The sequence below is a fragment of the Streptomyces sp. x-19 genome (assembly GCF_046549115.1).
GTDB classification, from domain to species: domain Bacteria; phylum Actinomycetota; class Actinomycetes; order Streptomycetales; family Streptomycetaceae; genus Streptomyces; species Streptomyces albulus_C.
This window is the reverse complement of record NZ_JAJPWK010000002.1, coordinates 20,127-45,957: the sequence shown is the minus strand read 5'-3', so window position 1 is coordinate 45,957 and position 25,831 is coordinate 20,127. Positions and strand designations below refer to the sequence as shown.

General features: G+C 73.2%; 25 protein-coding genes. 11 read left to right on the top strand and 14 right to left on the bottom strand.

Going from position 1 to position 25,831, the window contains the following annotated elements; genetic code table 11:
• Positions 1-51: 51 nt before the first annotated feature.
• Together ACLJT4_RS04555 and ACLJT4_RS04550 are read right to left on the bottom strand one after the other, a co-directional pair.
• Positions 52-1,323 carry an MFS transporter gene (locus ACLJT4_RS04555; protein WP_411121106.1) on the bottom strand — a complete coding sequence of 424 codons (1,272 nt, stop codon included), beginning with the start codon at positions 1,321-1,323 and terminating at the stop codon, positions 52-54.
• Between the two features lie 119 nt (positions 1,324-1,442).
• Positions 1,443-2,180, bottom strand: coding sequence for a DUF4097 family beta strand repeat-containing protein (locus ACLJT4_RS04550; RefSeq protein WP_411121105.1), 738 nt, complete (start codon positions 2,178-2,180; stop codon positions 1,443-1,445).
• Positions 2,181-2,430: 250 nt separating this feature from the next.
• Between ACLJT4_RS04550 and ACLJT4_RS04545 the strand changes: the two genes are divergently transcribed.
• Entirely contained in the window at positions 2,431-2,721 is a 291-nt protein-coding gene (locus tag ACLJT4_RS04545) for a DUF1876 domain-containing protein (RefSeq protein WP_407615310.1), read from the top strand.
• 117 nt (positions 2,722-2,838) lie between these two features.
• On the opposite strand, the gene ACLJT4_RS04540 is transcribed toward ACLJT4_RS04545, so the two are convergent.
• From ACLJT4_RS04540 to ACLJT4_RS04525, 4 genes are all read right to left on the bottom strand, one after another.
• Positions 2,839-4,173, bottom strand: a complete 1,335-nt coding sequence (locus tag ACLJT4_RS04540) for an LCP family protein (RefSeq protein ID WP_411121675.1) — start codon at positions 4,171-4,173, stop codon at positions 2,839-2,841.
• A gap of 306 nt (positions 4,174-4,479) precedes the next feature.
• Positions 4,480-4,674 (bottom strand): hypothetical protein, encoded by a 195-nt coding sequence (locus ACLJT4_RS04535; protein WP_016571092.1) that lies wholly within the window; start codon positions 4,672-4,674, stop codon positions 4,480-4,482.
• A 200-nt stretch (positions 4,675-4,874) separates the two neighbouring features.
• Entirely contained in the window at positions 4,875-5,840 is a 966-nt protein-coding gene (locus ACLJT4_RS04530; RefSeq protein ID WP_411121104.1) for a M56 family metallopeptidase, read from the bottom strand.
• 3 nt (positions 5,841-5,843) lie between these two features.
• Positions 5,844-6,317: a BlaI/MecI/CopY family transcriptional regulator gene (locus ACLJT4_RS04525; RefSeq protein ID WP_411121103.1), complete on the bottom strand. Its 474-nt coding sequence runs from the start codon at positions 6,315-6,317 to the stop codon at positions 5,844-5,846.
• A 221-nt stretch (positions 6,318-6,538) separates the two neighbouring features.
• Here ACLJT4_RS04525 and ACLJT4_RS04520 point away from each other — a divergent pair, with 221 nt between their 5' ends.
• Entirely contained in the window at positions 6,539-7,114 is a 576-nt protein-coding gene (locus tag ACLJT4_RS04520; protein WP_016571095.1) for a TerD family protein, read from the top strand.
• 85 nt (positions 7,115-7,199) lie between these two features.
• Here the strand turns inward: ACLJT4_RS04520 and ACLJT4_RS04515 are convergent, their stop codons facing one another.
• Positions 7,200-7,655 (bottom strand): tellurite resistance TerB family protein, encoded by a 456-nt coding sequence (locus ACLJT4_RS04515; RefSeq protein ID WP_344574728.1) that lies wholly within the window; start codon positions 7,653-7,655, stop codon positions 7,200-7,202.
• A gap of 264 nt (positions 7,656-7,919) precedes the next feature.
• Here ACLJT4_RS04515 and ACLJT4_RS04510 point away from each other — a divergent pair, with 264 nt between their 5' ends.
• From ACLJT4_RS04510 to ACLJT4_RS04500, 3 genes are all read left to right on the top strand, one after another.
• Complete coding sequence (locus tag ACLJT4_RS04510; RefSeq protein WP_020963616.1) at positions 7,920-8,144, top strand: hypothetical protein; 225 nt, start codon at positions 7,920-7,922, stop codon at positions 8,142-8,144.
• Between the two features lie 127 nt (positions 8,145-8,271).
• Complete coding sequence (locus tag ACLJT4_RS04505) at positions 8,272-8,709, top strand: DUF5994 family protein (protein WP_411121102.1); 438 nt, start codon at positions 8,272-8,274, stop codon at positions 8,707-8,709.
• A 346-nt stretch (positions 8,710-9,055) separates the two neighbouring features.
• Positions 9,056-9,562, top strand: coding sequence for a DUF6344 domain-containing protein (locus tag ACLJT4_RS04500; protein WP_411121101.1), 507 nt, complete (start codon positions 9,056-9,058; stop codon positions 9,560-9,562).
• A 950-nt stretch (positions 9,563-10,512) separates the two neighbouring features.
• Here the strand turns inward: ACLJT4_RS04500 and ACLJT4_RS04495 are convergent.
• A complete protein-coding gene (locus ACLJT4_RS04495) occupies positions 10,513-11,790 on the bottom strand; it encodes a helix-turn-helix domain-containing protein (protein WP_411121100.1) in 1,278 nt (425 codons plus the stop codon).
• A gap of 631 nt (positions 11,791-12,421) precedes the next feature.
• Between ACLJT4_RS04495 and ACLJT4_RS04490 the strand changes: the two genes are divergently transcribed.
• Complete coding sequence (locus ACLJT4_RS04490) at positions 12,422-13,672, top strand: helix-turn-helix domain-containing protein (protein ID WP_411121099.1); 1,251 nt, start codon at positions 12,422-12,424, stop codon at positions 13,670-13,672.
• Between the two features lie 34 nt (positions 13,673-13,706).
• Here ACLJT4_RS04490 and ACLJT4_RS04485 read toward each other — a convergent pair whose 3' ends face one another.
• On the bottom strand, positions 13,707-13,886 hold the full coding sequence (locus tag ACLJT4_RS04485) for a DUF5708 family protein (protein WP_411121097.1): 180 nt from the start codon (positions 13,884-13,886) through the stop codon (positions 13,707-13,709).
• Between the two features lie 517 nt (positions 13,887-14,403).
• Here ACLJT4_RS04485 and ACLJT4_RS04480 point away from each other — a divergent pair.
• Positions 14,404-15,009, top strand: coding sequence for a transglycosylase family protein (locus ACLJT4_RS04480; RefSeq protein ID WP_411121096.1), 606 nt, complete (start codon positions 14,404-14,406; stop codon positions 15,007-15,009).
• Between the two features lie 420 nt (positions 15,010-15,429).
• On the opposite strand, the gene ACLJT4_RS04475 is transcribed toward ACLJT4_RS04480, so the two are convergent.
• Together ACLJT4_RS04475 and ACLJT4_RS04470 are read right to left on the bottom strand one after the other, a co-directional pair.
• Positions 15,430-18,519, bottom strand: a complete 3,090-nt coding sequence (locus ACLJT4_RS04475) for an AfsR/SARP family transcriptional regulator (protein WP_411121095.1) — start codon at positions 18,517-18,519, stop codon at positions 15,430-15,432.
• A gap of 143 nt (positions 18,520-18,662) precedes the next feature.
• On the bottom strand, positions 18,663-18,884 hold the full coding sequence (locus ACLJT4_RS04470) for a hypothetical protein (RefSeq protein ID WP_411121094.1): 222 nt from the start codon (positions 18,882-18,884) through the stop codon (positions 18,663-18,665).
• 325 nt (positions 18,885-19,209) lie between these two features.
• Here ACLJT4_RS04470 and ACLJT4_RS04465 point away from each other — a divergent pair, with 325 nt between their 5' ends.
• Positions 19,210-19,560 carry a hypothetical protein gene (locus ACLJT4_RS04465; RefSeq protein ID WP_275463978.1) on the top strand — a complete coding sequence of 117 codons (351 nt, stop codon included), beginning with the start codon at positions 19,210-19,212 and terminating at the stop codon, positions 19,558-19,560.
• A 99-nt stretch (positions 19,561-19,659) separates the two neighbouring features.
• On the opposite strand, the gene ACLJT4_RS04460 is transcribed toward ACLJT4_RS04465, so the two are convergent.
• Complete coding sequence (locus tag ACLJT4_RS04460) at positions 19,660-20,055, bottom strand: hypothetical protein (RefSeq protein ID WP_411121674.1); 396 nt, start codon at positions 20,053-20,055, stop codon at positions 19,660-19,662.
• 238 nt (positions 20,056-20,293) lie between these two features.
• On the opposite strand from ACLJT4_RS04460, the gene ACLJT4_RS04455 reads away from it, so the two are divergent.
• Positions 20,294-21,832: an alpha/beta fold hydrolase gene (locus tag ACLJT4_RS04455; RefSeq protein ID WP_411121093.1), complete on the top strand. Its 1,539-nt coding sequence runs from the start codon at positions 20,294-20,296 to the stop codon at positions 21,830-21,832.
• Between the two features lie 177 nt (positions 21,833-22,009).
• On the top strand, positions 22,010-23,146 hold the full coding sequence (locus tag ACLJT4_RS04450) for a CapA family protein (protein ID WP_411121092.1): 1,137 nt from the start codon (positions 22,010-22,012) through the stop codon (positions 23,144-23,146).
• 14 nt (positions 23,147-23,160) lie between these two features.
• Here ACLJT4_RS04450 and ACLJT4_RS04445 read toward each other — a convergent pair whose 3' ends face one another.
• Both ACLJT4_RS04445 and ACLJT4_RS04440 read right to left on the bottom strand, forming a co-directional pair.
• Positions 23,161-24,054, bottom strand: coding sequence for an HpcH/HpaI aldolase/citrate lyase family protein (locus ACLJT4_RS04445; RefSeq protein ID WP_411121091.1), 894 nt, complete (start codon positions 24,052-24,054; stop codon positions 23,161-23,163).
• A 5-nt stretch (positions 24,055-24,059) separates the two neighbouring features.
• On the bottom strand, positions 24,060-25,130 hold the full coding sequence (locus ACLJT4_RS04440) for an HpcH/HpaI aldolase/citrate lyase family protein (protein WP_411121090.1): 1,071 nt from the start codon (positions 25,128-25,130) through the stop codon (positions 24,060-24,062).
• Between the two features lie 96 nt (positions 25,131-25,226).
• Between ACLJT4_RS04440 and ACLJT4_RS04435 the strand changes: the two genes are divergently transcribed.
• On the top strand, positions 25,227-25,712 hold the full coding sequence (locus ACLJT4_RS04435; protein ID WP_411121089.1) for a hypothetical protein: 486 nt from the start codon (positions 25,227-25,229) through the stop codon (positions 25,710-25,712).
• The last annotated feature ends 119 nt before the right edge of the window (positions 25,713-25,831 follow it).

Here is a 25,831-nt window from a genome sequence, read left to right as displayed (position 1 = left end):
TTCACGTGAAACACCGCCCCGGCCTCCCTCCGCTCCGCGGAGGCCCTCCCCTCAACCCACCGGCCACGCACGCCGCTTGGCGAAGTGCAGCCACGCGACCAGGGCCACCAGGACCGCGGTCGCCCCGCCCAGCACCATCACCACCGCGGGGGACGTGCGGTCCACCACCATCCCGCCGGCCAGCGCGCCGAGCGACAGCGTCGCCTGGAACGACGCGGTGAACAGCACCGAGGCCGCCTCGGGCGCCCCGGGCGCCGCCTTGGCGAACCAGGTCTGCGAGGCGACCGGCACCGCGCCGTACGCGACGCCCCAGACCACCAGCAGGGCCAGCGCACCGACCGGTTCCCGACCGAGGACCGGCAGCAGCAGCGTGGCCAGGGCCAGGAGCGCGGCTGCGGTCCCGAAGACGGTGCGCGGACGCCGGGCCACCACGGCACCGCCGGCGAAGTTCCCCACGACCCCGGCGACGCCGTAGACCAGCAGGAACAGCGTCACCGTCGCGGCGGTGGTCAGATGCGTGGTCCGTTCCAGGAACGGCGTCACGTAGGTGTACGCGCCGAAGTGCGCCAGCACGACCAGGAACGTCATCAGCAGCGCGAACCGGGTGTGCACCCCGCGCAGCGTGGCGCGCAGCAACGCCGGGCTGGTGGCCCGCACCGCCGGCAGCGGCGGCAGCACCAGGGCGGTCAACACCCACACCCCCAACGCCAGTCCGCCGACCGCGGCGCAGGCGGTGCGCCAGCCGGCCAGATCGCCGAGGAAGGTTCCGGCGGGCACCCCGATCACCGAGCCCAGCGGCACCGCGGAGAAGATCACGGCGGTGGCCCGGCCCGCCGACGCCGCCGGTACCAGTCGCTCGGCGAGCCCGACCCCGATCGACCAGAACCCGCCGATGACCACGCCGACCAGGACCCGGGACAGCAGCACCAGCCAGTAGACCGGAGCGGCCGCGGCCGTGAAGTTCGCCAGGGCCAGCAGGGCGACGAGGCCACAGAGCATCAGCCGCCGGTCGAACCGGGCGGTCGCCACCGTCACCGTCGGCGCCGCGCAGGCGGCGAGGAACCCGGGAAGCGTCATCATCAGCCCCGCGGTGCCGTCGGAGACGCCGAAGTCCGCCCCGATCCGGGTAAGCAGGCCGATCGGCAGGATCTCGGTGGTGACGATGGTGAAGATGCCGAGGGTCACCGCCAGCACGGCGAGCCGGCCCTTGAGCGGCGCCCGACCGGCCGGCGCCGGGGGCGCCGGGCTCCCGGAGTCCGGTGGGGCCGTGGTCCGGTGCGGGCGTCGGGCGGGGGCGGTGCGGGGGCTGCCGGTGGTCGTCATGGTGTCCGTCCTGAGAGGCGACCGGTTGCGGTGCTCTCAGTCCAGCAGCCGCCGGCCCGACGGTCCGGCGCCTTTCCGACGTGGTGGTTCCGCCGCCGGGGACGCCGGCCGGTGGGCCTTCAGCCCTTGGTCGTCCCGGCGTGGATCTCCCCGTTGCCGGTGGTCAGATCGAGCCGGTAGCGGCCCGCCGGGTCGTTGCGCACCGCGATCCGCTTCGCGCCGTTGGAGGTCTGCGCGGACACCCGGAACGGGGCGTCCGGCACGGTCACCGACAGCGCGCCGTTGGAGGTCTTCGCCCGGACGTCCTGCGGCTTCGTCGCGGTGAGCGTGACCTCTCCGTTCGAGGTCTCGGCCTTGATGCCGGTGCCCGCCAGGCCCTTTCCGGTGATCGCGCCGTCGGTGGTGCGGACGTCCACCGCGCCGGACACCCCGTCCAGGTCGATCGCGCCGTTGCTGGTGGTCACCCGCACCGCGGCCACCTTGGACAGGTTGAGCGCGCCGTTGGAGGTCCTGCCGGTCACCGGCACCGTGCCGGGCAGGTCGACCGTGTACGTCACCGAGCAGTGCTCGCCGCAGCCGCCGAGCACCAGGGTGCCGCCCTCGACCCGGTGCGTCGGCCCCTGCGGCCGGTCGCCCCGGTAGGTGACCTTGCGGTGCACGCTGGCCGTGTTCCCGCCCGTGCCGCCGCGCACCGTCACGCCGCCGTCGGAGGTGTCCACCCGCACCGCCGTGATCTTCTGCGCCACCGTGGCGTCGTCGGAGAAGGTCTCGCCGACCACGAGGCCGCACGCGCCGAGCGTCAGTGCCCCGGCCGCGGCCAGTGCCGCGGCCCCGGTGAAGCGGACGTGCCTGCGCATGAAATCCCCCCGGAATCCGGTCCGTTCACGGCTCAGGGTCGGCCCGTCGCCGCTGTGGTCCGGGCCCGCGCCACGGCCTGCCGGCCGCCCGCACCGGGCCCACTGCCACCGACCCTAGGCACTTCCCGCCCGTTGGACCATGGGGCTGTCCCCCGGGCCCCGGCGGGGGCAGACCTCCGGGTGCGACCGCCGGGCGCCGGTGCGACGCTGGCTGTGGGGACTGTTCCGCTGCGGCATGAGGAGGCTTCCGGTGACCGGCACGGGCAAGGGTACGAACACGAAGGCGTGGCACGCGGAGATCGACATCGTCGAATCCGGCAGCGAGGTCCGGGCCGAGGCACGGCTGCGCGGCAAGGACGGCGGTCAGCTCATCGGCGAGGGATCCGCCCGGTGCAACCCGGCGGACGAGAACGTCCCGGCCATCGGGGACGAGTTGGCGACGGCGCGGGCGCTGTCCGACCTGAGCCACCAGTTGCTCAGCCGCGCCGCGCACGACATCGAGGTGCACACCGCCCGCCCCGTCGAGCGACTGCACGCCTGACGGGCCCCGTGCGCCCGGCCCCGGGCGGACCGGTCGCCGGTCCGCCCGCGGCCCGTGCGCGCACCCGTCCCCGCGACGTCCGGTCCCCCGGGGGCCGGGCGTCGGTCGTCCTCGTCGTCAGCTGTCCTTCGCGGAGAAGTTCGCGCCGACGGTGAACGTCACCGCCCCCGGTGCCGCCTGCGCCGACTCCGTGATGGTGGTGCCGGGCAGCCGCGAGGCGAGCACCTGGGCCTGGGTCTTCATGCCGGGCGGGTAGCTGATGGTGGACTTGTCGGAGCGCTCGCCGTTGTCGGTGAAGACGACGGTGAAGCCGAGCTGGCGCAGCTTCTGGGCGGCTTCCCCGGCGAGGCCCGTGGTGACGGTGCCGTTGAGCACCCGCACCCGGACCGAGCGCGCCGTCACCGGGTTCTTCTCGGCCTCGGCGAACTTCTTCTTCCCGGCGGCGCCGACCTCCCGGTCGTGGGCGAGGTCGGCGAACAACTCGCCGGCCTGCGGGTACTGCCAGATGACGTTGGCCTTGTCGGTGGGGACGTCCGCCTCGCGCGGATAGGTGGGGACGGTGAGGAAGGTGAGGCGGTCGCTGGGGATGTCCTTCACCGTGGCGGCGAGGTCGTACAGCGGCTTGATCCCGGCCAGGTCCTTGTCGGTGGTGAGGGACTTGGTGGCGGAGTCGAGGAAGCCGTAGAGGTCGGTCGGGCTGGTCAGCTTGGACTGCGCCTTGGCCGCGATCGCCTTCATGAACTCCTGCTGGCGGCCGATCCGGCCGAGGTCGGAACCGTCGCCCACGCTGTAGCGGGTGCGGACGTAGCCGAGCGCCTTCTCGTCGGTGACGTTCTGGCAGCCGGCCTCCATGTCGAGGTGGGCCTTCTTGTCGTGGATGGCCTGCTTGGGGCAGACCTCGATGCCGCCCAGCGCGTTGACCATGCCCTTGAAGCCCTGGAAGTCGACCGAGACGAAGTGGTCGATGCGCAGGCCGGTGTTCTTCTCGACGGTCTTGATGCTGCACGCCGCCGCCTTGTTGACGTCGCCGCCGAGCCCGCCGAGGGTGTACGCCTCATTGATCTTGAAGTGGTGCGGGGAGGACTGCGAACCGCCGCCCTTGTCGCACGCCGGGATCTCCACCCAGGAGTCGCGCGGGAAGGACACCGCGGTGGCCCACTTATGGTCGGCGGAGATGTGCAGCACCATCAGGGTGTCCGACTGCATGGTGGTCAGCCCGCTGCCGTACTTCCCGCCGGTGCCCGCCCGGCTGTCGGAGCCGACGACCAGGATGTTCTTGGAGCCGGGGCTGAGGTTGACCGGCCGGTCGCCGCCCAGTTCGCTGTTCACGTCCGCGCCGTGGATGTTGCCGTCCAGGTGCTGGTACACCCACACGCCGACCCCGGCCGTGCCGAGCAGGAGCACCCCGAGCACCCCGCCGGTCCACGCCACGATCCGGCCGCGCCGGGTCATCCTCGTCTTCCCGCCCTTGCGGGAGCCGCCGCCGGCCCGTCGTCCGGAGCCGGTCCGCCGCCGTTCGGCGCGGCCGCCGCCCGCGCCGCGGTCGCCGTCGTCCGCCGCCGAACCCCGGCCGCTCCCGTTGCCCCGCCGGGCCCCCTGCCTGTGCGTCGTCCTGTCATGCACGCCGATGGCCCTTCTGGTCCTTCTGGAGCTGGTCTTGCCGAGTGCGCAGGTGTGCGGACGCGGGGGTGGGCGCGCCGTCGGTGACGGGTGGCGGTGCCGGCCGGGGGCCTCGGGGCGGTGGCCCGAACCGGTGCGTCAGATGCCCTCGGTGGGCAGCAACCGCACGGATTCCGGGTCGTAGCGGAGCCATTGGGGACGGCTGCCGTGCGGCACGGTGCGCAGCAGGCACCACGTCTCGCCCGCCCCGTCCGTCCACCAGGCGCTGATCCGGCCCAATTCCCAGGCGCCGTCGGGGTATTGGACCTCGACCGGTTGATAGACCCATCGCACTTCCGCCTCTGGAGGCGGGCTGTCCCAGGTCAGGGGTCCGCACCTCGTCGCCATCTCCCCCTCCGGCAGCGCCCGTTGCGCATGTCAGCCGCAACCCTACCGGCAACTTCTACAAGGCTGTAGAAGTCGGTTGGTGTGCTCCGGGTCACAAAGAGGTGTCCGTCGCGTGGCGTGCTGGAGAGTCCGGCATCAGTGTGCACTCACCACGGCGTTGCTGCCTTCAGAACGAGGAACAGAGCTACCGACGCGTTCAGCGCGGACAGCGCGGACGCCGCCGTGCCCGCCGCGGCGACCAGCGCGGCCAGCCCCGCCGGGGTCAGCGCCGGCGGCCAGGTGCGGGCCGAGGGCACCGGGCCGAGCAGCGCCGCCACCCGCCGCGGCACCGGCCCGGGTTCGGGCGCGGCGAACTGCACCGCCACCGGGTACGGCGCGGGCCGCGAGATCAGCGCGGCCTTCCCCACCGCGCGGGCGGTCAGCCGCCGGTCGCCGACCGCCCGGGCCGCCTCCTCGTCCGCCCAGCGCTCGGCGCTGAACGCGACCGCGGAACGCAGCGGCAGCAGCAGCGGGTTGACGCACCCGGCCAGTCGGGCGGCGAGCAGGTAGCGGTGGTGGCGGCAGTTCAGGTGCGCCCGCTCGTGGGCGAAGAGGGCGCACCGCTCGTCCTCGTCCAAACTCCGCAGCATGCCCCGGGACACCGCGATCCGGCCGGCCCGGGCCGGCCGCCCCGGTCGTGCGGGGGTGCCGGGCACGGCGTAGGCGTACGGATCGTCGTCCGGCAGCACCGCGGGATCGGTGCCGACCGGCAGGACGTCGAGCGCGCGGTGGGCCCGGAGCCGGATGCGGAGGTCCCGGCGCAGGGCGGCGCCGCACACGGTGAGGGCGGCGGTCAACGCGAAGATCGCCGCGATGCCGGCCACCTCGGCGAACGGCACGGCGGCCCGCACCTCCGGGTCCGACCAGCCGTCCGGCAGCGGGTTGCCGGGCAGTTGGGCGGTCCCGACGACCACCAGGAGGCCCAGGCAGAGCGTGCTGCACACCCCGAGGACCACGGCCAGCAGGGTCAGCAGCCGCGTGGTCACCCGCGGGTGCAGGTGCTGCTCCGCGAGCCGGGCGATCGGCAGCGCGGTCAGCGGCAGGACGAGCGGCAGGAAGACGAAGACGCCCACCGGTCACCCCCCACGGGCTTCGTCCGAGCGGCCCGCGCGGCCCGTCCCCGGGGCGGGACCGGGAGCCCGGCCGTCGTCCTCGGCGCGGGCCAGGAGGCTGCGCAGCACCTCCTCGTCGTGCGCCGAGAGCGCCGAGACGAAGCTGGTCAGCACGGCGTCCCGGTCCGGTTCGCCGTCCAGGACGCGGCGCATCCGCAGCGCCGCGAGCCCGGCCTCGTCGGCCGCGGGGGTCCACAGGTAGGCCCGGCCGGACCGTTCGCGGGTGACCGCCCCCTTGGCGTGCAGCCGGGACAGGATCGTCATCACGGTCGTGTAGGCGAGGTCGTCGCCGAGCCGCTCCTGGACCCAGGCGGCGGTGGCCGGTCCGGGTGCGTGGTGCAGCACGGCCAGCACCTGCGCCTCCAACTGGCCCTGTCCGCGCCGGGCCCGGTCCCGTCCGTTGCCGCCGAGGGCCTTGCCGAAGGGTGTTCCGCCCATGTCGTCGCCTCCCGTCGCGCCGGGCGTCCCGCGGGCTGGGACGCCGGGGCATTTTACGGCGGCCGAGGCCCCGCCATCCGGTCCGTCCAAGGGTTCGCACCCGCGGGCGTCGCTCCCGGCCGCGCTTACTTCTACACTCCTGTAGTTTTTCCGCCAGGTCCTAGTTCACAACCGGGAACCGGTCACGGCAACCGGCACCGGCCACCACCTGGAGGGAAGCCATGGGAGTCTCGCTCGCCAAGGGCGGCAACGTCTCGCTGTCGAAGGAAGCGCCCGGCCTGACCGCGGTCTCGGTCGGTCTCGGCTGGGACGTGCGGACGACCACCGGCGCCGACTACGACCTCGACGCCAGCGCGCTGCTCTGCACCGACGCCGGGAAGGTTGTCTCAGACCGGCACTTCGTCTTCTACAACAACCTCACCAGCCCGGACGGCTCGGTGCAGCACACCGGCGACAACCTCACCGGTGCCGGCGACGGCGACGACGAGACCCTCAACGTCGCGCTGGACGGCGTGCCGGCCGAGGTCACGAAGATCGTCTTCCCGGTCTCCATCCACGACGCCGAGGGCCGCGGCCAGAACTTCGGCCAGGTGCGCAACGCCTACATCCGCGTCGTCAACCAGCAGGGCGGCGCCGAACTGGCCCGCTACGACCTGACCGAGGACGCCTCGACCGAGACCGCGATGGTCTTCGGCGAGCTCTACCGGCACGGCGCGGAGTGGAAGTTCCGCGCCGTGGGCCAGGGTTACGCGTCCGGGCTGGCGGGGATCGCGGCGGACTTCGGCGTCAACGTCTGAGCCGGGCGCACCGGCCCCACGACGCGGACGAGGTCCGTCGCACGGCACGGGAGCGGGGGCGCGCCGGCCCCCGCTCCCGTCGTGGTCAGACGTCGAACTCGGCCGGGGGGATCCCCAGCGCGAAGCACACCTCGCGCACGACCGCGCGCTCGGTCGGGTCGAAGTCGCCGTCGGCACCGCCGATGACGATGCCGATCTGGACCACCGCCCGTGCCTCCACCGGCTTCTTCTTCACCTTCCCTATCTCCTGCATCAGCGCGACCTTGCCAAAGTCGAAGTCGGCGGCGAGCTTGTCCAGGCAGCCCTCGAAGCGGAGCCGCAGGTCGTCGGCGGGGAAGTTCTGCAGCGCCTCGTTGGTGGCGATCAGCTGCGCCACCCGCCGGCGCTCCGACGGGTCGACGACCCCGTCCGCGGCGGCCACCAGGGCGCACATCGCCATGCTGGCGTCGCGGAAGGCGCCGCTCTTGAGGTCGTTCTTCTTGGCGACGAGCTGGCTCTGCATCGTCTGCGCGGACTCTCGGATCCGGTCCCAGAGCGCCATGTGAATCTCCTCGGCTGGTCGTGCGGCGAGCATGCGAAGGGCGGGCCCTGGGCATGCTTCACGCATGCGTTTGGTCATGCGTAAGTAAAATCTACAGCCCTGTAGAAGGTGCGCGGATGCCACCCCCGGTCGTCATGGCCATCTTTGGCGCGATATGCCCCCACTGTGCGGAGTACGGTGGAGAAATCAGTGCAAAGCGAAGAGTTTCCGACGATGTCCGGGATGCTCGCGTCGTGAGTGCCCGGGACCCTGCGGGTGAGCGCCATGCAGACCTTCTTGTCCGTGCTCGTGCTGCTGGCCCTGATCGCGTTGGGCGTGCTGTTCCTGATCCGGGTCAACGCCCAGACGGTCGGTCGGCCCACCCCGCACCGGTACGCGCACCTGAAGGAATCGTTCCAGCAGCGGCTGCACAAGCACCCGCATGGCGCCGGCCCCGGGGCGCACCCGACGGGCCCGCCGCCTTCCCGGGAGCCGGGCGACGACCGGTGACGCCCGCCGCCGGCTCCGCCCGCCCGTCGCCCGACCACCGCCCCTCGACGACAGGCTTCGCCCGGCCCCTCCCGTTCCCGGCGATCACGGCCGCCGCGGTCGCCATCCGCCGCGTCAGGAGCGACGTATGACCACCGCCCCCGAGGGCCGCTCCCCGCACCCCCGCCCCCCGCAGCACCACGCACCGCCACCGGTCGCCCGACTGGCCATCGCCCCGCACGGGGAGGTGGCCCGGCGGATCGACGGCGTGTGGTGGCCGCACTCCACGGACCTGCTCACCGAACTCCCCGAGTTGCTGGCCGCGTTGCCCTTCGACTGGCCGCGGATCACGCACGCCACGGTGAACGGTGCCGGCTGGCCCGCGCTGCCCGGCCGGATCCTCGTCGCCGGTCACGTCGTCCGACTGCGCCACACCACCAACCGCCCCGGCCCGGACACCGTCTGCCTGGTCGCGGCCGGCCACGGCCGCTGGGACCTGCTGATCCTGGCGCCCGCGACCCCCGAGCCCGACGCGCTCCGGATGCTGGCGGAGACGGCGCGGGCCGGCGTGCCGACGCCGGCCTGACGCCGCATCACCTGGCCGACACCGCATCACCCCACGGAACGCGGCGGCCGCGCGCGGAGCATGGCCGTCGGTCTCCGGCATACCGCGGGAATCCGGAGCGCGCATCCCGCGGCTTCGCCCCGCGGCCCCCGCACCGCCGCGAACCGGTCGCTCCATCGCCCTCCGATCCCCCTGCTGCCTGGGGTTTTCCGGGGGCGACTACTGCGGACGGGTGGTGTTCATCAGAAGAACGCCGATCCGGGGGCGTGGGTCCGCGAATCCTCCCATTGCGTACTCATCATAAGAAAACGCAACAGGAAGAACTCTGTGGATCCCTCCCGGGGATCCCGACCGAAAGAGAGGGACCATGGCTGCGACCAAGGTCATGAGGTTCTGGGCGGTGTGCCTGGCGGTGCTGGGCAAACTGCTCGCGTCACTGGGGGTCTCCGCCGCCGCGTCCGCGGCCCGCCGGGAGGCCGTGCTCTACGAGCGGACCCTGGGCAGCACCGCCCCGGGCACGGCCCGCCCCGAAGCGCTGCACGGCGCCGAACCGGACCCCGATCCAGGTCCGTTGACGCCTGCCGCGGGCCCCGTCAAGCCCTTCGTGCCCGCCGCGCGCACCGCCCCCCGGTACGGCGAGGCGTCGTCGGTCCGCCGCCGGGTCCCGCTGCCGACGCTGCCGCCGACCATCAAGCAGCGCATCCGCGCCGAGGCGCACGGGGCCTCCCCCACCTCCCGCGTCCGCCGCACCGCCGGCGCCCTGCCGTTGTCCATCGGCCCGTTCGGCGACCCCGCGCACCTCGACGCCGCTGCCGCCGCCCCGGTCATCCCGGCCGCCCGTCGCCGCGAGCGCAGCACCGCCCATGCCGTGTGAGTCGAACCGCGCATGCGCCCCGGCAACCCGACGCACCGCAGTCCGGTGCGCTCCCCGCCGCCAACCCCAGCGGCAGGATTGGCAGCACCGAACGGCGCCCACGGCCGGCAGCAGCACCCGCAGCACGCTGCCGAACGCACCGGGCACCACCCCGAGCAGCACCCCGGGCGTCCCGTCCGGCGTGACCGCACGCACCGCCAGATCCGATGGCGGAGCCCACGAACGGACCCACCACAGGCCCGACACCAGGCCCGTTGCCAAGTCGGACGCCAGGCCCGGCAAGAGGGGCGAACCCAGCTCCACGAGTACTCTCCACCGCAGTACCCACACACTTTGACGTGACGTCGCGTTCGACGTCGAGGGCACGAGGCCGGACACGAGCCGGTGACGAAGCCGTGAACGCCCCACGTGAGGCCGGACAGCAGAAGCCGCCGCAGCAACCGACAGGAAGCCGCAGGCAGCTACAGACCTCCAGCCCCCGGGCAGTCGAGGCTTCGGACATCCGTGGTTTCACGTGAAACGGCATACGGTAGACGGCAGTTCCGCTTTGAGGACCGGGATCGAGCCCGGTGCGCCGTGAGCGGAGTCCCGCCGCCCGGCCCACGATGACGAAGCGCACCGCACGGCCCGGCGCTGACCGGGGACGGCCAGCACCCTCACCGACCGGCCGCAGGGACCGGCACGGCGCGCAGCGCTCTCAGGGAGAGCACACGGCCCGGCCGGGACACCGCCTGTGGTGGCCCACGACGCGCGTGACGCGTCCGTGACGAGCCGTCGGGAGCGATCACCGGGACGCCGGACGTCCGCGTCGACCGGTGCGCGCGAGCCGTCCGCCGCCTCCGCGCAGGATGTCGTCACGCAGCAGCCGTCCCGCGACGGGCGGCCCTTTGGCATGCCCGGGATTCCGGCGGGGGGCCGGCGCGGGACCGGACGGGCGCCGGACAGAACACCTAGGGCAGGATCACCGCGTGCGGATCCGGCTCTGCGGCGTTGCGGGCGCCGGCGCTCAGTTCCCGCCAGGACTCCATGGCGAGTCGGAACGCACCGGCCTGTTCGTACCCCGCGGCGGCGGCCTTGAAGAACTCCTCGGTCTCCGCGGCCCGCCCGCCGGCGCGGTGCGCGCGGGCGACCTGGAGCAGACAGCGTGCCCGGTCCAGCGGGGACAGTCCGGCCATGTCGGGGTCGATCGCGGCGACCTGGGCGGCGGCCCCGGCGGGGTCGCCGTGGCGCAGTGCGCCGACCGTCTCCAGCACGGCCAGCCAGGTCCGCGCCGATGCGGTGTCCACCAGCGCCGCGGCCTGCCGGGTGCGGGCCAGTAGGGCGTCCGCCTCGTCCAACGGGCCGGCGGTGAGCGCCAGGAGGGTCCGGGCGCGGGCCAGGCGGAACCGCTGGCGGACGCCGTCCGTCGACGCGATCAGCGTCTCGGCCTCGGCCAGGAGCGCCAGCGCGCCGTCGGTGTCACCGGCCAGGTACTGCGCACCGGCCGCCGCCCACAGTGCACCGGCCCGCACTTCGCCCGCGGGCAGCGGAGCGACCTCGGCGCGCAGATGCGCGCCGAGCTCGTCCGCGCGGCGCCATTCGCCGCTGTCCACGCATGCGGACAACAGCACGATGTGGGCCTGCGCCCGCTCCGGACGGCCGGGCTCCAGCCCAGCGGTGACCCGGACGGCGTCCTCGGCGGCCCGGACGGCGTCGGACAGCCGGCCGCCGGTGCGCAGCAGATGGGCCAGTTCGACGGCGACCCTGGCGTACAGCACCGGCGCGGAGCGGGTCATCGGATCGTCGAGCAGTCGGCGCAGCGCCGCCTCGTGCGGGGCGGGGTCGTCGAACCGGCCGAGGACCGTGGCCAGTTCCCAGCGGGCTTCCCAGCGGACCGGGTCCTGGTCGCTCCCGTCGGCATGTGCGAGGACGGCCTCCAGTTGGCGCCGGGCCGCGGGCCAGTCGCCGGTCAGCTGGCTTGCCCGGGCCGCCACCAACCGGCCGACCAGGTCGAGGCGTTGGGCCTGGCGGTCGGGCGGCCGGCGGACGGTGCTGAGTGCCTCGACGGTGGTGCCCAGCCGCTCCGCCAGGGAACGGACGATCTTGGTGCCGGGGATCCGGCGGCCGTTCTCGACCAGCGAGACGTAGCTGGGGGAGAGGTCCGTCCCGGCGAGGTCCCCCTGGGAGAGCCCCTGAGCGCGCCGGATCTCCCGGACTCGTTGTCCAAAGGCGGGCTGCTCGATCGTCAAGGGAATCGCTCGCAGTTGACTTGGGGGAACGGACGGTGACGGCGAGTCTACCCACGGGCCCACGCCGCGGGGTGATCTGTGGACGGCCCGCCGTCGGCCCGGCCGGCCCCCTCGTGACGGCTTGTCATTTTTTGTCACGCCGGCCGTCGGCTCGCCGCCTCGTTCCCTCCCGAGCGGCGACGATGCGTGGATTATCCGCCACCTGCTTGGGCGGTCCATTTTGTCAGAATCCGGAGGTTGAAATCCATGACTGGGCATGACGATAAGAGGTAATCGCGGGCGGTGTCTTCGAGTGAACTGCGCGCTAGTGGGCCGTGGCGTCGACGGGTGAAAGGCGGGGCGGTGAAGCTTCCGCCTTTTATTCGACCGGCTGGCCGGTATTTTCCGGCGGAGAGGGGCCCATTCCTACCTCCGGCTCCCCTCCCCGGCAACTCACGCGCAACAAAACCGGACGCCAACGCAGGGGTGTGGCAGGTCGGTTGGCTTGTGCGGAACGGCCGGCGGGTAGGCCGAATCCGTATCGACTTCTTGTTGACTGCTTGGTAAAGTGCCCGCTATTCGTTGCGACTCGACGACGACGTGGGTACCCGGCCGAAGTCCCGGGCCATTCGAAATCTGAAGGGTTTGTCGCATGCCTGAGCCGGTGGACACCGGGCGGCGAATCAAAGAGCTCCGGGTCAGTGCGGGAATGACCCAGCACGAACTCGCCGGACCGGACATCTCCGCCAGCTACATCTCCCTCGTCGAACGCGGCAAGCGCATTCCCAGCGGCCGCGCCCTGAAGATCCTGGCCGGGCGGCTCGGCGTCGGCATGGCGGACATCTCCGGGGGCGCCGCACGGGCGGAGTCCGCCGGCCGGGTCCGCCGGCTCGACCTGGTCGGCCGGCTGGTCGCGGCCCGCCGCCAGTGGGAGGGCGGCGATCCCGAAGGGGCGCTGCGGGCGTTCCGCGCGCTGGCCGGCACCTCACCGGTCGGCCGGCCGGACGACGTGTACACCGAGGCCCAACTCGCCATCGCGGAAATACTGGGCGCGCAGGGCCGCGCCGACGACGGCGCGGCCGTCCTGCTGCGGATGCTGGACGGCCTCGGCCCCGCCGGCTACGCGGAGACCCGGGTGCGCGCCCTGATCGCCCTGGCCGACCTGTTGGAGTCGGCCGGCCGGGTCCAGGACGGACTGCGGTACGCGCTCACGGCCTCCCTGGAGGAGGCCGTCACCCCACCCTCGGAGAGCGCCTTCCACTCGCTGTTGCTCCTCGACGCACTGACCCGGTGCGCCTACTGGAGCGGCTGCGCCCATTGGGCGACGGGGACCGGCCTGGGGGAGCCGCCCACCGACGGCGGGCTGCCGGGCCCGCGCGCCGGCATCGCCCTCCACCGGGCGCTGGACCTGTGGGACCGCGGCGCGACCGACCGGGCCGCCGCGCTGCTGGCCGAGACCGCCCGCCGGGTCACCCCCGCCGCCGGCTTCCGCCTCTGGGAGGCCGTCAACGGCCGCCATGCGTTGCTGCTGCTCGCCCGTGGCGAGCGGTCCGCCGCGCGGAGCATCGTGGAGCGCGGGATGGTCGTCGCCTCGGTGGCCCAAGAGCCCGACTTCCCCCTCTGGTTGACGACCGCGGAGGCGGTCTGCGCGGAGGCGGCCGGCGACCACGCCCGGGTGCGCGAGCGCGGCGAGCAACTGGCCGCGCTGCCCGATGACGGGCGGTGTCACGAGAAGGCCGCCGCGCTGTCGGAGGTCGCGGGAGCCTGTGCGCGGCTGGGCGACCGGGAGCGGGCGGCCGGGTACCTCCGTTACGCCGCGGAGCTGTTCCGGCGGGCCCAGGCGTACCGGCACGCCGACCGGGCCCGGGAACGGCTGTCCGACCTCCTGGAAATGCGGAACTGACCTCCCCCGCACCCCCGTTGGCGGCGAGCCGCCGCTATTTCTTGGCCTTCCTGCCCGCTCCGAACAGGGCGAACAGCGCCTCCGCTGCGCCGACGACCGCCAGCACCAGCCCGGCCTTGTGCAGCGAGACCACCGGCGTCTGCACCTCCTTGGTGGTGAGCCACAGGATGACGCCGACGATCGCCAGGATGACGCCGACCGCAATGCCCTTCATGAATTCCCACGTCCTCGTCGCTGGTGCGGATTCGGTTGACCGCACCAGCGTCCCGCCCGGCCCGGGCGCAGGGATCGTCCGCAGGTAGGCACTTCGCCCGGCGACGACTGTCACTTTCTCTGTACGTCGGGTCCTACCGGCGGCTCGGCCGTGACAGTCACATGGCGTGATTTGCCAGTCATGACTTGATCCGAGTTTCCTGCGCCGTAGGTGGATTCCACGCCCTTTCGGCAGTCATGACGGGGAATCGGGCGGGTGGCGGTGGCGGCGCGTCCTGTGACTCGGCACGTCCTCGCGCGCGGGCGCGCACCCGTGGACCGACGGTGGCGGACGCCCGGGCGCCGTGGCCCAACGGCGCGTGGAGGGCGCGGGTTGGCGACCGCACGGGTGAAAATCCCTTCCCCTGGCGTACCCAGACCTGCCGCCCGACCTGACGGCGGGTTACCTGGTGCCTGCCCCTCAGTCGTGGCGAGCGCGATGCCGCGACCCCGCTGGAGCATGCAGGAGGAAGTACGCCATGTCGTCGCCGCTCGCCGGCCGCACCGCCGGACCGATCCCCTCCGCCGTGCGCGCCCTGTTCCCCGTGCTGTTACTCCTGGGTGCCGCGGTCGCCACCGCGGACCCCGCGGCCGCCGCGCCACCACCGTCCTCGGGCACCGACTGGGACCAGATCGCCGCCTGCGAGAGCAGCGGCAACTGGCACACCAACACCGGCAACGGCTACCACGGCGGCCTCCAGATCGCCCCGTCCACGTGGCGCGCCTACGGCGGCGGCCGGTACGCCCCGCGCGCCGACCTCGCCAGCCGCGCCGAGCAGATCGCCATCGGCGAGCGCATCGCCCAGGACCGCGGCCTCTCCCCCTGGCCCAACTGCGGTGTGCAGGGCGCCGCGACCAGCGACCGCGCCGCGTCCAGCCGGGGCCCCGCGCCCCCCTCTGCCGAGGCCCACCGCACGACGCCGCGGCGCGGCACCTACACCGTCCGTCCCGGCGACTGCCTCTCCGACATCGCCCACCACACGGACGCCCCCGGCGGCACCCGCAACCTCTACGCCCTCAACAGGGCGCGCCTACGGAACGGCCCGGACCGGATTTACCCGGGGCAGCGGCTGCGGTTGACGTGAGCTCGGCCGCGGGCGACGCGCCCGCGGCGGCCCGGACCGGCTTGTGCGGGACGAGGTACGGCATGCAGACGTCGGTGATGACGACGCCGAAGCCGACGACGGCGAGTGCGGTCATCACGGTGCCGACACGTGCCATGGGGGAGTTCTCCTTGGAGGGGTGGGTCGAGCCGCGGGCAGGCCGAATTAGCGGCTCATGGCCAGCGAGAAGGAGGAAGCGGAACCCGAATTCGGGCTCACCGCGGCAAGTTAAACGAAGATCAGTCGCCCGTGCAAATCTCTATACAAAGGCGCGATGGCCCTTATTGGGAGATGCGGATTTTTCGCGCATGGAAAATTCATTTGGCATATGTCAATAGAGTCCACGGCGTGGTCGGGCGGAACGAAAAGCGCAGGTTCAGCCTGTCTGTCGCTTTTGCTTGACTATCCCTCCGGGGTTATTTCCCCGTGGCGCCGCAGCCGGTTCAGGGCTCGTTCGGAACGGGATTCCTCCGCGCGTGCGCCGATGCGTCGATAGATGGTGAGGCTCTCCTCCAGGTGGGCGGCGGCCTGCCGGACGCAGCCGATCCGTTGTTCGGCGCAGCTGAGGTCGTACAGGACGGTCGCCTCCTCGCCGGTGGCGCCGATGCGGCGGGCGGTCGAGAGGGCCGCCACGTGTTGCGGGATCGCCTCCTCGGTCCGGCCGACCGCCTGTAGGGCCTTGCCGATGCCGTTCAGTGCGATGGCCTCGCCGCGCTGGTCGCCGACGCTGCGCAGGGTCGGTAGGGCGGTCTCGTACAGGCCGAGTGCCTCGGGGGCCTTGCCGGTGGTGGTGAGGATGCCCGCCAGGTTCACCTGGAGCGTCGCGAGGTCGCCCCGGCTGCCCATGTCCCGGTGGGTCTCCAGGGCTTCCCGATAGGCGTTTTCCGCGGATTCGTAATTTCCGCTCCGCTTCTGCAATTCGGCGATATTGTTCAAGGTACGGTAACGGCCCCGCTGGTCCCCGACATCGGTGAATCCCGAGAGTGCCCGGCGTAGGCACGCGAGGGACTTTTCCTTCTCGTCCAATTGGAGATAGGAGATCCCCAGGAGGTTGTAGCTCCGTGCGACCTGTAACTGGTTCGATGTTTGCAGTCGCAGATTCAGTGAGAGTTCCTGGAGGTCGCGGGCCAGTGCATATTGCCCGGTGTGCCACAGAGGGATGGTCAGTTGGTGGAGGCATTCGCCTTCCAGCCCCGGGTCCTTCAGTGTGCGGGCCAGGTCGAGGGCCTCCCGCGCCGTGCGGTGCGCCTCCTCGTACTGACCGCTGTGCGCGCACACCGTACTGAGGTCGAGGAGGGCGCGGGCCCGGGCCGCGGCGTGGCCGGCGGCCTGCCAGTGCGCGAGGGCGCGCCGCAGCAGGGGTTCGGCCGTGGCGAGGTACCCCTCCACGTCCAGGAATCCGGCGAGGACGTGGGTGAACAGGGCCAGTTGGCCGGCCGGCCCGTGCGTGCGCACGTGGTCCAGTGCGGCCAGCAGGTTGGCGCCCTCGGTGATGAACCACTCCTCGGCGTCGTGGGCGGTGGCCGGTTGCGGTCCGTTCGCCGTCGGGAGAACCGTGCCGTCCGGGGTCACCGCGACCCGGGCCCGGAAGGGGAAGGCCAGCCGGTCCGCCCGGTCCGCGACGTACAGGTAGTGGTCGGTCAGGCGGCGCAGGGCCAGCCGGGCCTCGTCCGGCGGGTCGACGTCGAGTGCGGCGGGGGCCGCGTCGGCGATCAGCGAGCGGGCGTACTCGCGCAGCAGGTCGTGCATCCGGAAGCGGTGCGGGGACGGTTCGGTGACGAGGTGGTACGCGAGGAGGCGTTCCAGTGCGCGGGCGGTGACGTCGGGCGGGAGTCCGGTCAGCGCGGTCGCGGCGGGGACGCCGAACTCGCTCCCGGTGTGCAGCCCGATCCGTTGGAAGACCAGCCGTTCCAACGGGGGCAGGGTGCGGTACGAGACCTCCAGGACCGTGGACAGCCGCCCTTCGTGGTCGTCGATGGCGGAGAGCCGGCTGGCGGCGTCGTTGAGCAGGCGCAGCAGGTCGGCGGTGGTCCAGGAGGGATGGGACAGCAGCCGGCTCGCCATGAGTTCGATGGCGAGGGGCACGTAGCCGCAGAGCCGGACGAGGTGCGCGACGTCCGCCCGGTGGGGGGCGGCGTGCGGTCCCAGCCGGTTCTCGAAGAGGGCGATCGCGTCCTCGCGCGGCAGCACGTCGAGGGAGAGCGGGCGGACGCCGGGCAGGCCGGTGAGGCGCTGGCGGCTGGTGACGATCACCACTGTGGGGGAGGCGCCGGGGAGCAGCGGGCGGACCTGGGCGGGGCCGGCGGCGTCGTCGAGGACCATCACCATGCGGCGGTTGCGCACCGCGCTTCGCCACAGCGCGGCCAACTCGGCCTCGTCCTGGGGCAACGGCCCGGGGACCGTGCCCAGCATGCGGAGCAGGACGGTCAGTGCGTGGGCCACGCCCAGGGGCGGCTGGTCGGGCGCGTGGCCGCGCAGGTTCAGGTAGAGCCGGCCGTCGGGGAAGTGGTGGCGCATCTGGTGGGCGATGTGCACGGCCAGCGAGGTCTTGCCGACGCCGCCCATGCCGCCGATCGCCTGGAGGGCGACGACCGGGGCGGCGCCGCCGCCCTCGGAGAGTGCCGCGCCCAACTGCCGGAGTTCGGCGCGGCGTCCGATCCACGGGACGTCGCCCGGCAGGTTGTCCGGGACGTCGGGGGTGCGAGGCGCGGTGGTGGTCGTGGTGGCCGGTAGGAGCGCGGCCAGGGGGGCCGAGGCGAGGATGCCCTGTTGGACGCGGTCCAGCCGGGGGCTGGCGTCGGTGCCGAGGTCGTGCACGATGCGGCGCTGGGTGCGGTGCAGGAGGCGCGTGGCGTCGGCGGTGCGGCCGCAGCCGTGCAGGGCGAGGGCGAGCCGTTCGACGAGCCCCTCGTCGACGGGGCGGTCCGCCACGAACGGCAGCAGGACCGGGACCGCCTCCCCGAACCGGCCGGCTTCGAGCAGGATCTCGGCCCGCAACATCGCCGCGGCGAGGCTCTTCTCCCCTACGGCGGACCGCAGTTCACCGGCCCAGTAGGCGGAGATGCCGGCCAGGGGCTCGCCGCACCACAGCGTCTCCGCGCGGTCGAGCAGCTGGAGCGCGTCGGCCGCGCTGTTGCTCTCCTTCAGGGAGCGTGCCTGGTTGACCAGGCTGACGTAGCGGCGCAGGTCGACGCGGTCCGGATCGACGTCCATGACGTAGGAGTTGGCCCGGGTGCGGACCGTGGGCGCCGGTTGCCCGTCGATCTCCAGCGCCTTGCGGATGCGGGTGACGTGCACGTACAGGGCGGCCCGGGGCTTCGCCGGCGGGTGGTCGTCCCAGATGCGGTGCACGAGCGTGTCCATGCTCACGGTGCGGCTCGCGTCCCAGGCCAGTGCGGCGAGCGCCAGACGGGTCTGTCTGGGGCCGGGATCGCGGCGCCGGCCGGCCGCCCGCACCTCGACCGATCCGGAAAGTCGAATTTCGATCTCCACCAGCGCCCCCTCCCGCCGGTCGGTCCCGCTTATCGAGGATGACACGCATGGCCTGACCGGTGCCATATCGGATTGGTTGAAGTCCAAATCTGACTTCACGATGAACGGCTTTGTTCGGGGGGCGGAAAAGCCGGGGAGAGATGTCAACTGCGTTCCAGCACGGCGGCATTGACAATGCATATGCCGGTGACAATCGAGTGCATGGCGAGGAGGAGGTTACGGACGTGCCGACTCCGGAATCGGACGGGTGGGAAGAGCTGCTTTCGGCCATGGTCGGCTTCGGCGCACCGCTCGACGGCGCCGCGCACCTCCGGGGGCGGCGCGTGCAGGCCCGCGACATCCAGGGCGGCGTCCACCTCCACCACCAGGCCACGCCCACCGTTCCACGGCCCCGGCAACTTCTCCCGGTACGCGCACGGTTGGTGGGCCGGGAAGTCGACCTGCGGGCGTTGGACCGGCTCCGCGCCGACCGGGGCGGCGGGGGCCCGCTCCTTGGTGGTCGTGAGCGGATTCGCCGGTGCGAGGAATTCCGTCGTGGAGGGCCGACACGGTGAATCCGGTGGTCGTTCAGGGTGAACGGGGCGGATCGACCGCTCTGCCGGCTTGGTCGAACTGCGGACTGCCGGTAGCAAGACTCCGGGGATTTCCAACCGTGAGGGGCAGGATCGCACTGTGAAGAGAGCACGCCGCATGAAGAGGGTGATGGTGGGCCTTTCCGGCCTGCTCCTGGTGGGCGCCGGGGCGTCGCCGGCGATGGCCGGAGGGGACGGGCCGTTCGGGGCGAGCGGAGACACCTTCGTCCGGTTCTTCGCCGGATTCCGGTGTGAGGGGCGGGCGCGTTACTGCATCAACGGCTCCGTCAACAGCGGTAATACGAAGAACGCCGGGAACGTCAACCTGACCGGGAATCCCAGCAACAGCGGAAGTCCCGTGAACAGCAGCGGATCCAACAACAGCGGGTCCACCAGCACGGGTACCGCGTCGGGCAGTTCCAACCACATGCAGCAGATCGGGCAGGGCACCGGCAGCCTGCACCTGTAGAACGTCGGCGGCGGCCACCACGCGGTGCAGAACCGGGAGTGCGGGTTCTGCACCGCGTTGCGGCTATCGGGCCGCTCGGAGCCTCCGGTGTGGCCCGGCTCAGTGGAGGACCTTGAGGATCCGGGAGATGTTGTTGCTGCTGTCCTGCTGGGCCCCGTCGACGGTGTTGAGGCTGTTGGTCGAGCCGCTGGCCGTTTCGATGTTCCCGCTGTCCACGGGGTTTCCGTGGTTGAGGAAGTTGTTGCTGTTCTTGCTGTTCCCGCTGTGGACCGGGCCGTTGACGCAAGGGTGCGGCGATTTGGTCGCCGGCGACTGGTAATTGAAATCAGCGAGGCGGTTGTCGCAGACCACACCGGAAATCATGCCGGTGACGGTGCCGACGTCGGCGCCCGCCACCGCGGAGAGCAGGGAATCGCCCGGATCGGTCTGCGCCCGTGCCACGCCGGTGCCGAACAACACCAGTCCGCACGCCCCGACGACGGTCCCCGCCTGCATTAGTTTCTTCACGGCTCTCCTTGCCCGATCGGCCTGCTGATGCCAGACGTATCGTGCTGCGGTTGTCCGTCCGCGGCGTTCAGAACCCGCAGGGAGCCAAACGCTCGCGGGCCATATTCAGCCGGGTGGCCCAACGGCCGCGCGCCCCCTCGCGGCCGGCCGGATCGGGGGAAAACCCCACCACGAGCGGGCGGTCCGCCGGATGGGCCGCCGGGCACGGGACAACGAACCTTGGCACATGACGAGTTACAGGGGGATCAAGGTCCGCAGGGCGTTGCTGCTGGGACTGTCGGGCGCGTTGACCGCGGCGACGCTGGGCGTCGCCGCGCCGTTCGCCCGGGCGGTGGACGGCGCGCGCGGCGAGGGCGGGGCGCCGGCGCCCCGGCTGGCCTGGCGGGCCTGCGAGCGCGCCGGCGGGCCGGCGGGGCAGGAGTGTGCCGACCTTCCGGTGCCGTTGGACTACCGGGACCCGGCGGGACCGCAGGTCTCGCTGGCGGTGAGCCGGGTGCGCAGTGACCGGCCGGCCGCCCGGCGGGGCACGCTGTTGGTGGTCCCGGGCGGTCCGGGCGGTTCCGGGGTCGACCGGCTGACGCAGCGGGCCCCGGCGCTGCAACGGCAGCTGGCGGGCACGTACGACCTGGTCGGCTTCGATCCGCGCGGGGTGGGCGGCAGCACGAGGGGCGGCTGCGGACTGGACCCCGCCGACCGGGAGTTGGTGACGTTGCGGTCCTGGCCGACGCCGGACGGCCGGATCGCGGAGAACACCGCCCGGTCGCGCCGGATCGCGCGGTCCTGCGCACGCCACGGCGGCGCGCTGGTGCGCAGCATGAGCACGGCGAACGAGGTGCGCGACGTCGAACGGCTGCGCGCGGCGCTGGGCGAACGGAAGCTGTCCGCCTGGGCCGTGTCGTACGGGACGTACGTGGCGGCGGCGTACGCCCAGGCGCACCCGGACCGCACCGACCGGTGGGTGCTGGACAGCAGTGGCGATCCCGATCCGGCGCGGGTGGCGCGGGGCTGGCTGGCGAACATGGCGCAGGGGGCGGACGACCGGTTCACCGACTTCGCGGCCTGGGCGGCGGACCCGGCGCGGGCGGCGGACGGGCTGCGGCTCGCCGAACGAGCCGCCGAGGTACGGCCGTTGTTCCTCGCCGTCGCGGCGGAGCTGGACCGGCGGCCGAAGTCGTCGAACGTGCCGGGGACGCCGCTGACCGGCAACCGGCTGCGGCAGGCGATGCAGACCGCGCTCTACGGCGACGAGACCGCCTTCGCCCGGCTGGCCGCGCTGGTCAAGGCGGCCCAGGACCCCGCCGCGACCCCGCAGTTGCCGGCCGACGTGGCCGGTCCGCTGCCCGACGCGGACGCCGCCGTGACGATCGCGACGATCTGCAACGACGTGGCGTGGCCGCGGGACCCGGACGGCTACCGGCGGGCGGTGGCCGTCGACCGGGTGCGCCACCCGCTCACCGCCGGCATGCCGGCGAACGTCACGCCCTGCGCGTTCTGGCCGGACCGGCCGGCCGACCCGCCGGTCCGGATCACCGACCGGGGCCCCGCCAACGTGCTGATGGTGCAGAACCTCCGCGACCCCGCGACGCCCTACTTCGGGGCGTTGAAGATGCGGGCGGCGCTCGGGGCGCGGGCCCGGCTGGTGACCGTCGACCACGGCGGACACGGCGTCTACCTGGCGAACGGGAACGCCTGCGCGGACCGGGCCGTGACCGGGTACCTGCGGGACGGCCGGCGGCCCGCGCAGGACGCGTACTGCGCGGGGTGAGGCCGACGGCCGGGCCGCCTGGTGGCGGCCCGGCCCTCGCCCCGGCCCGCGCCGGGCGGGCCCGGGCCCGCCGCACCACGGCACGGCGCCGCGTTTCACGTGAAACACCGCTCCGGAGCCATCCGTCCGCCCTGCCGCCCGCCCCCTAACCTGGGAGGAGGAAGCCGGTGCGTGCCGATGACCGCTGATCCCGTCACCCTCGCACTCTGCGGCGACGTGATGCTCGGCCGCGGGGTCGATCAGATCCTGCCGTGCCCCGGCGACCCGGAACTGCGCGAACCGTACGTCCAGGACGCCCGGATCTACGTGGGCCTGGCCGAGGCCGTCAACGGCCCCGTCCCCCGCCCCGTCGACGTCCGCTACCCCTGGGGCGCCGCCCTGGACGCCCTCGATGCCGCCGCGCCCGCCGCCCGCGTGCTGAACCTGGAGACCTCCGTCACCCGGCGGGGCGCCTTCGCCCCCGGCCGGCAGATCCACTACCGGATGCACCCGGCGAACCTGCCCTGCCTGGCCGCCGCGCGTCCCGACGTCTGCGTCCTGGCCAACAACCACGTCCTGGACTTCGGCCGCGAGGGACTGACCGAGACCCTGCGGAGTCTGGCCGCCGCGGGGCTGCGCACGGCGGGCGCCGGCGACGACGCCGAGGCGGCCCGCCGCCCCGCGGTCGTCCCCCTGCCCGGAGGGCGCCGGCTGCTCGTCCTCGCCCTCGGCATGCCGTCCAGCGGTATCCCCCGCACCTGGGCCGCGACCGCCCGGCACGGCGGCGTGCACTGGGCGGACGGCCCCTCGCCGGCGACCGCCGCCGCGGCGGCCGCCCTGCTCCGCAGCCGCAGGCGGACCGGCGACCTGACCGTGGTGTCGGTGCACTGGGGGTCCAACTGGGGCTACGGCGTGCCCCGCGCCCAGACCGCCTGCGCGCACGCCCTCGTCGACGCCGGCGTGGACCTCGTCCACGGCCACTCCGCGCACCATCCGCGCCCCGTGGAGGTGTACGCGGGCAAGCTCATCCTCCACGGGTGCGGCGACTTCATCGACGACTACGAAGGCATCACCGGCTACGAGCGCTACCGCGACGACCTGCGCCCGCTCTACCTCGCCGCGCTGGAGCCCGGCACCGGACGCCTGCGGGAACTGCGGATCGTCCCCTTCCAGGCCCACCGGATGCGGCTGCGGCACGCCTCCGCCGCGGACGCCCGCTGGCTCGGCGCCCTCTTCGACCGCCTCGCCCGCGGGTTCGCCCCCGCCGTCCTCACCACCGACCCCGCCCCGGCGCTGACCCTGCACCCGGCCCGTGCGCCGGGGCCCGTACGGTAGCGCCGCCGGTCCGGTTATCGGCCGGCGTCCGCCACCGCCGTGGCCAGCGTCAGCACCCGCCGTGCCTCCTCCACGTGGAGGTTCTCCACCATCCGGCCGTCCACGGTGACCACTCCGCGGCCCTCGCGGTCCGCGGCCTCGAACGCCTCGATGATCCTCAGGGCCCGCGCCACCTCCTCCTGGGCCGGCGCGAACGCCCGGTTGCACGGCTCGATCTGCGACGGGTGGATCAACGTCTTCCCGTCGAACCCGAACTGCCGCCCCTGGACGCACTCCGCCTCGAACCCGGCCGGGTCCTTGACGTCGTTGAACACCCCGTCCAGGATCGCCTTCCCCGCCTCACGGGCCGCGAGCAGCGCCAGCGACAGCCCGGTCAACAGCGGTGCCCGGCCGGGCACGTGGGCGGCGTGCAGTTCCTTCGCGAGGTCGTTGGTGCCCATCACCAGCACCGTCAGCCGCTCGCTCGCACCGGCCACCGCGCGGGCGTCCAGCATCGCCCGCGGTGTCTCCACCATCGCCCAGATCGCCGTGCGGTCCGGGGCGCCGGCCGCCTCCAGGTGCCGCTCCACCTCGTGCACGGTCCGTGCCGACTCCACCTTCGGCACCACCACCGCATCCGGTCCGGCCTGCGCCGCCGCCCGCAGGTCGTCCGCGAACCACCGCGTGCCCGGCCCGTTGACCCGGATCGTGACCTCCCGGCGGCCGTACCCGCCGGCGGCCACCGCCGCCGCGACCCGTTCCCGGGCCGCCTCCTTGGCGTCCGGGGCTACCGCGTCCTCCAGGTCGAGGATCAGTCCGTCCGCCGGCAGCGACGCCGCCTTCTGAAGCGCCCGCGCGTTGGCGCCCGGCATGTACAGCACCGACCGGCGCGCCCGCACGCCCTCCTGCGCCTCGTCCGTCGCAGCCATGGCCCCTACTCCGTTCCCTCGTCGCTCGCCGCCGCGTACGCCGCCCGCAGTGCGGGATCGCGCGTCACCAGCGCGTCGGCGAGCTCCACCACCACCCGGCACTGCTTGACCGTGGCGTCGTCCTGCATCTTCCCGTCGATCATGACCGCACCGGTCCCGTCGCCCATCGCCGCGATGACCCGGCGCGCCCAGGCGACGTCGGCCGGCGCCGGCGAGAACACCTTCTTCGCGATCCCGATCTGCACCGGGTGCAGGCTCCAGGCCCCCACGCAGCCCAGGAGGAACGCGTTGCGGAACTGGTCCTCGCACGCCACGGTGTCCTTGATGTCGCCGAACGGCCCGTAGTACGGCAGGATCCCGTGCGCCGCGCAGGCGTCCACCATCCGCGCGATCGTGTAGTGCCACAGGTCCTGCTGGAACACCGCGCGCGGCGCGTCGGCCGCACCCGGCTGCGGGTCCTGGCGCACCAGGTAGTCGGGGTGCCCGCCGCCGACCCGGGTGGTCTTCATCCGTCGGCTCGCCGCCAGGTCCGCCGGTCCCAGCGACATGCCTTGCATGCGCGGGCTGGCCCCGGCGATCTCCTCGACGCTCGCGACCCCGCGCGGCGTCTCCAGGATGGCGTGCAGCAGGATCGGCCGCCGCACCCCGGCCTTCGCCTCCAACTGCGCCACCAGCCGGTCGACGTAGTGGATGTCCTCGGCGCCCTCCACCTTCGGCACCATGATCACGTCGAGCTGGTCGCCGACCTCGGTGACCAGCGTCAGCAGGTCGTCCAACGCCCACGGCGAGTCGAGGCTGTTGATCCGCGTCCACAACTGCGTCTCGCCGAAGTCGGTGCCGCGGGCGATCTCCACCAGCCCGGCCCGGGCCGCCTCCTTGCGGTCCGCGGCGACCGCGTCCTCCAGGTTGCCGAGCAGCACGTCGACGTCCGGCGCGATGTCGGGCACCTTCGCCGCCATCCGCGGATTGCCCGGATCGAAGAAGTGGATCATCCGTGACGGCCGGAACGGCACCTCCCGCACCGGCTCCGGAGCCCCCACGGCCAACGGACGGAAAAAGTCCTTCGGAGCACGCACCCTGCCTCCCACCTCGCACCGAACGCCCCGGCCCGGAGCCGGCCAACGGCGCACACTCTAGGCCCGCCACACCCCTCTTGTTACCGGGCAGTACGTGTGCCGTTGATCACGGAAAGCGAGGAGTGGTCGGGCTGTCGCCGTGCGCACTGCGGCGGCACCCGCCGCAGAGCCCGGGCCCGGAAGCCCGGCGCCCCACGCGCGCCGGGGTTCCCCCGCGCAGGTGGTTTGGCCGACCGCTCCGCGGGCTGGCGGTCGGACGCGCCGCTGTCGCTGAGCATCGGGAACCGCGACGGCGTCGTCCCCGGGGACGGCCGCCCCGCGGAGGGCGGGTCGGTCACGTGGAGCGGCGACGCGGGGAAGGGGTCGGTGACCTTCTTCGACAACGGCGGTCGCTTCGAGGGCACCGCCCAGTTCCCCGACGAAGGCCCCGTGGCTACCGGGGCACGATCCAGGACTGACCCCGCCCCGCGCGCAACGCACCGGGCCCAGGCTGCCGGCCTGGGCCCGAACTGCGCGGCGGGCGAAGGGAATTGCCGTTGCGCGTCGCTGAGGGGGGCGACGGCGCGCCCCAACGGGCCCTGAGCAACGGGCCATTTGGGGCGCGATAGCACGTTCCGTCGCACGGCAGTGTAATTAGGGGCGCTTATTACCTGTTGTTTAACGACCCTGTCACAAGGCAAGCGGGCCTTGAACCGCTCCCC

Coding starts and splice junctions, on each gene's coding strand:
- ACLJT4_RS04555 (WP_411121106.1), bottom strand. CDS start 1,323: ATGACGACCACCGGCAGCCCCCGCACCGCCCCCGCCCGACGCCCGCAC.
- ACLJT4_RS04550 (WP_411121105.1), bottom strand. CDS start 2,180: ATGCGCAGGCACGTCCGCTTCACCGGGGCCGCGGCACTGGCCGCGGCC.
- ACLJT4_RS04540 (WP_411121675.1), bottom strand. CDS start 4,173: ATGACCCGGCGCGGCCGGATCGTGGCGTGGACCGGCGGGGTGCTCGGG.
- ACLJT4_RS04525 (WP_411121103.1), bottom strand. CDS start 6,317: ATGGGCGGAACACCCTTCGGCAAGGCCCTCGGCGGCAACGGACGGGAC.
- ACLJT4_RS04520 (WP_016571095.1), top strand. CDS start 6,539: ATGGGAGTCTCGCTCGCCAAGGGCGGCAACGTCTCGCTGTCGAAGGAA.
- ACLJT4_RS04515 (WP_344574728.1), bottom strand. CDS start 7,655: ATGGCGCTCTGGGACCGGATCCGAGAGTCCGCGCAGACGATGCAGAGC.
- ACLJT4_RS04510 (WP_020963616.1), top strand. CDS start 7,920: ATGCAGACCTTCTTGTCCGTGCTCGTGCTGCTGGCCCTGATCGCGTTG.
- ACLJT4_RS04505 (WP_411121102.1), top strand. CDS start 8,272: ATGACCACCGCCCCCGAGGGCCGCTCCCCGCACCCCCGCCCCCCGCAG.
- ACLJT4_RS04500 (WP_411121101.1), top strand. CDS start 9,056: ATGGCTGCGACCAAGGTCATGAGGTTCTGGGCGGTGTGCCTGGCGGTG.
- ACLJT4_RS04490 (WP_411121099.1), top strand. CDS start 12,422: ATGCCTGAGCCGGTGGACACCGGGCGGCGAATCAAAGAGCTCCGGGTC.
- ACLJT4_RS04485 (WP_411121097.1), bottom strand. CDS start 13,886: ATGAAGGGCATTGCGGTCGGCGTCATCCTGGCGATCGTCGGCGTCATC.
- ACLJT4_RS04480 (WP_411121096.1), top strand. CDS start 14,404: ATGTCGTCGCCGCTCGCCGGCCGCACCGCCGGACCGATCCCCTCCGCC.
- ACLJT4_RS04465 (WP_275463978.1), top strand. CDS start 19,210: ATGAAGAGGGTGATGGTGGGCCTTTCCGGCCTGCTCCTGGTGGGCGCC.
- ACLJT4_RS04460 (WP_411121674.1), bottom strand. CDS start 20,055: ATGCAGGCGGGGACCGTCGTCGGGGCGTGCGGACTGGTGTTGTTCGGC.
- ACLJT4_RS04455 (WP_411121093.1), top strand. CDS start 20,294: ATGACGAGTTACAGGGGGATCAAGGTCCGCAGGGCGTTGCTGCTGGGA.
- ACLJT4_RS04450 (WP_411121092.1), top strand. CDS start 22,010: ATGACCGCTGATCCCGTCACCCTCGCACTCTGCGGCGACGTGATGCTC.
- ACLJT4_RS04445 (WP_411121091.1), bottom strand. CDS start 24,054: ATGGCTGCGACGGACGAGGCGCAGGAGGGCGTGCGGGCGCGCCGGTCG.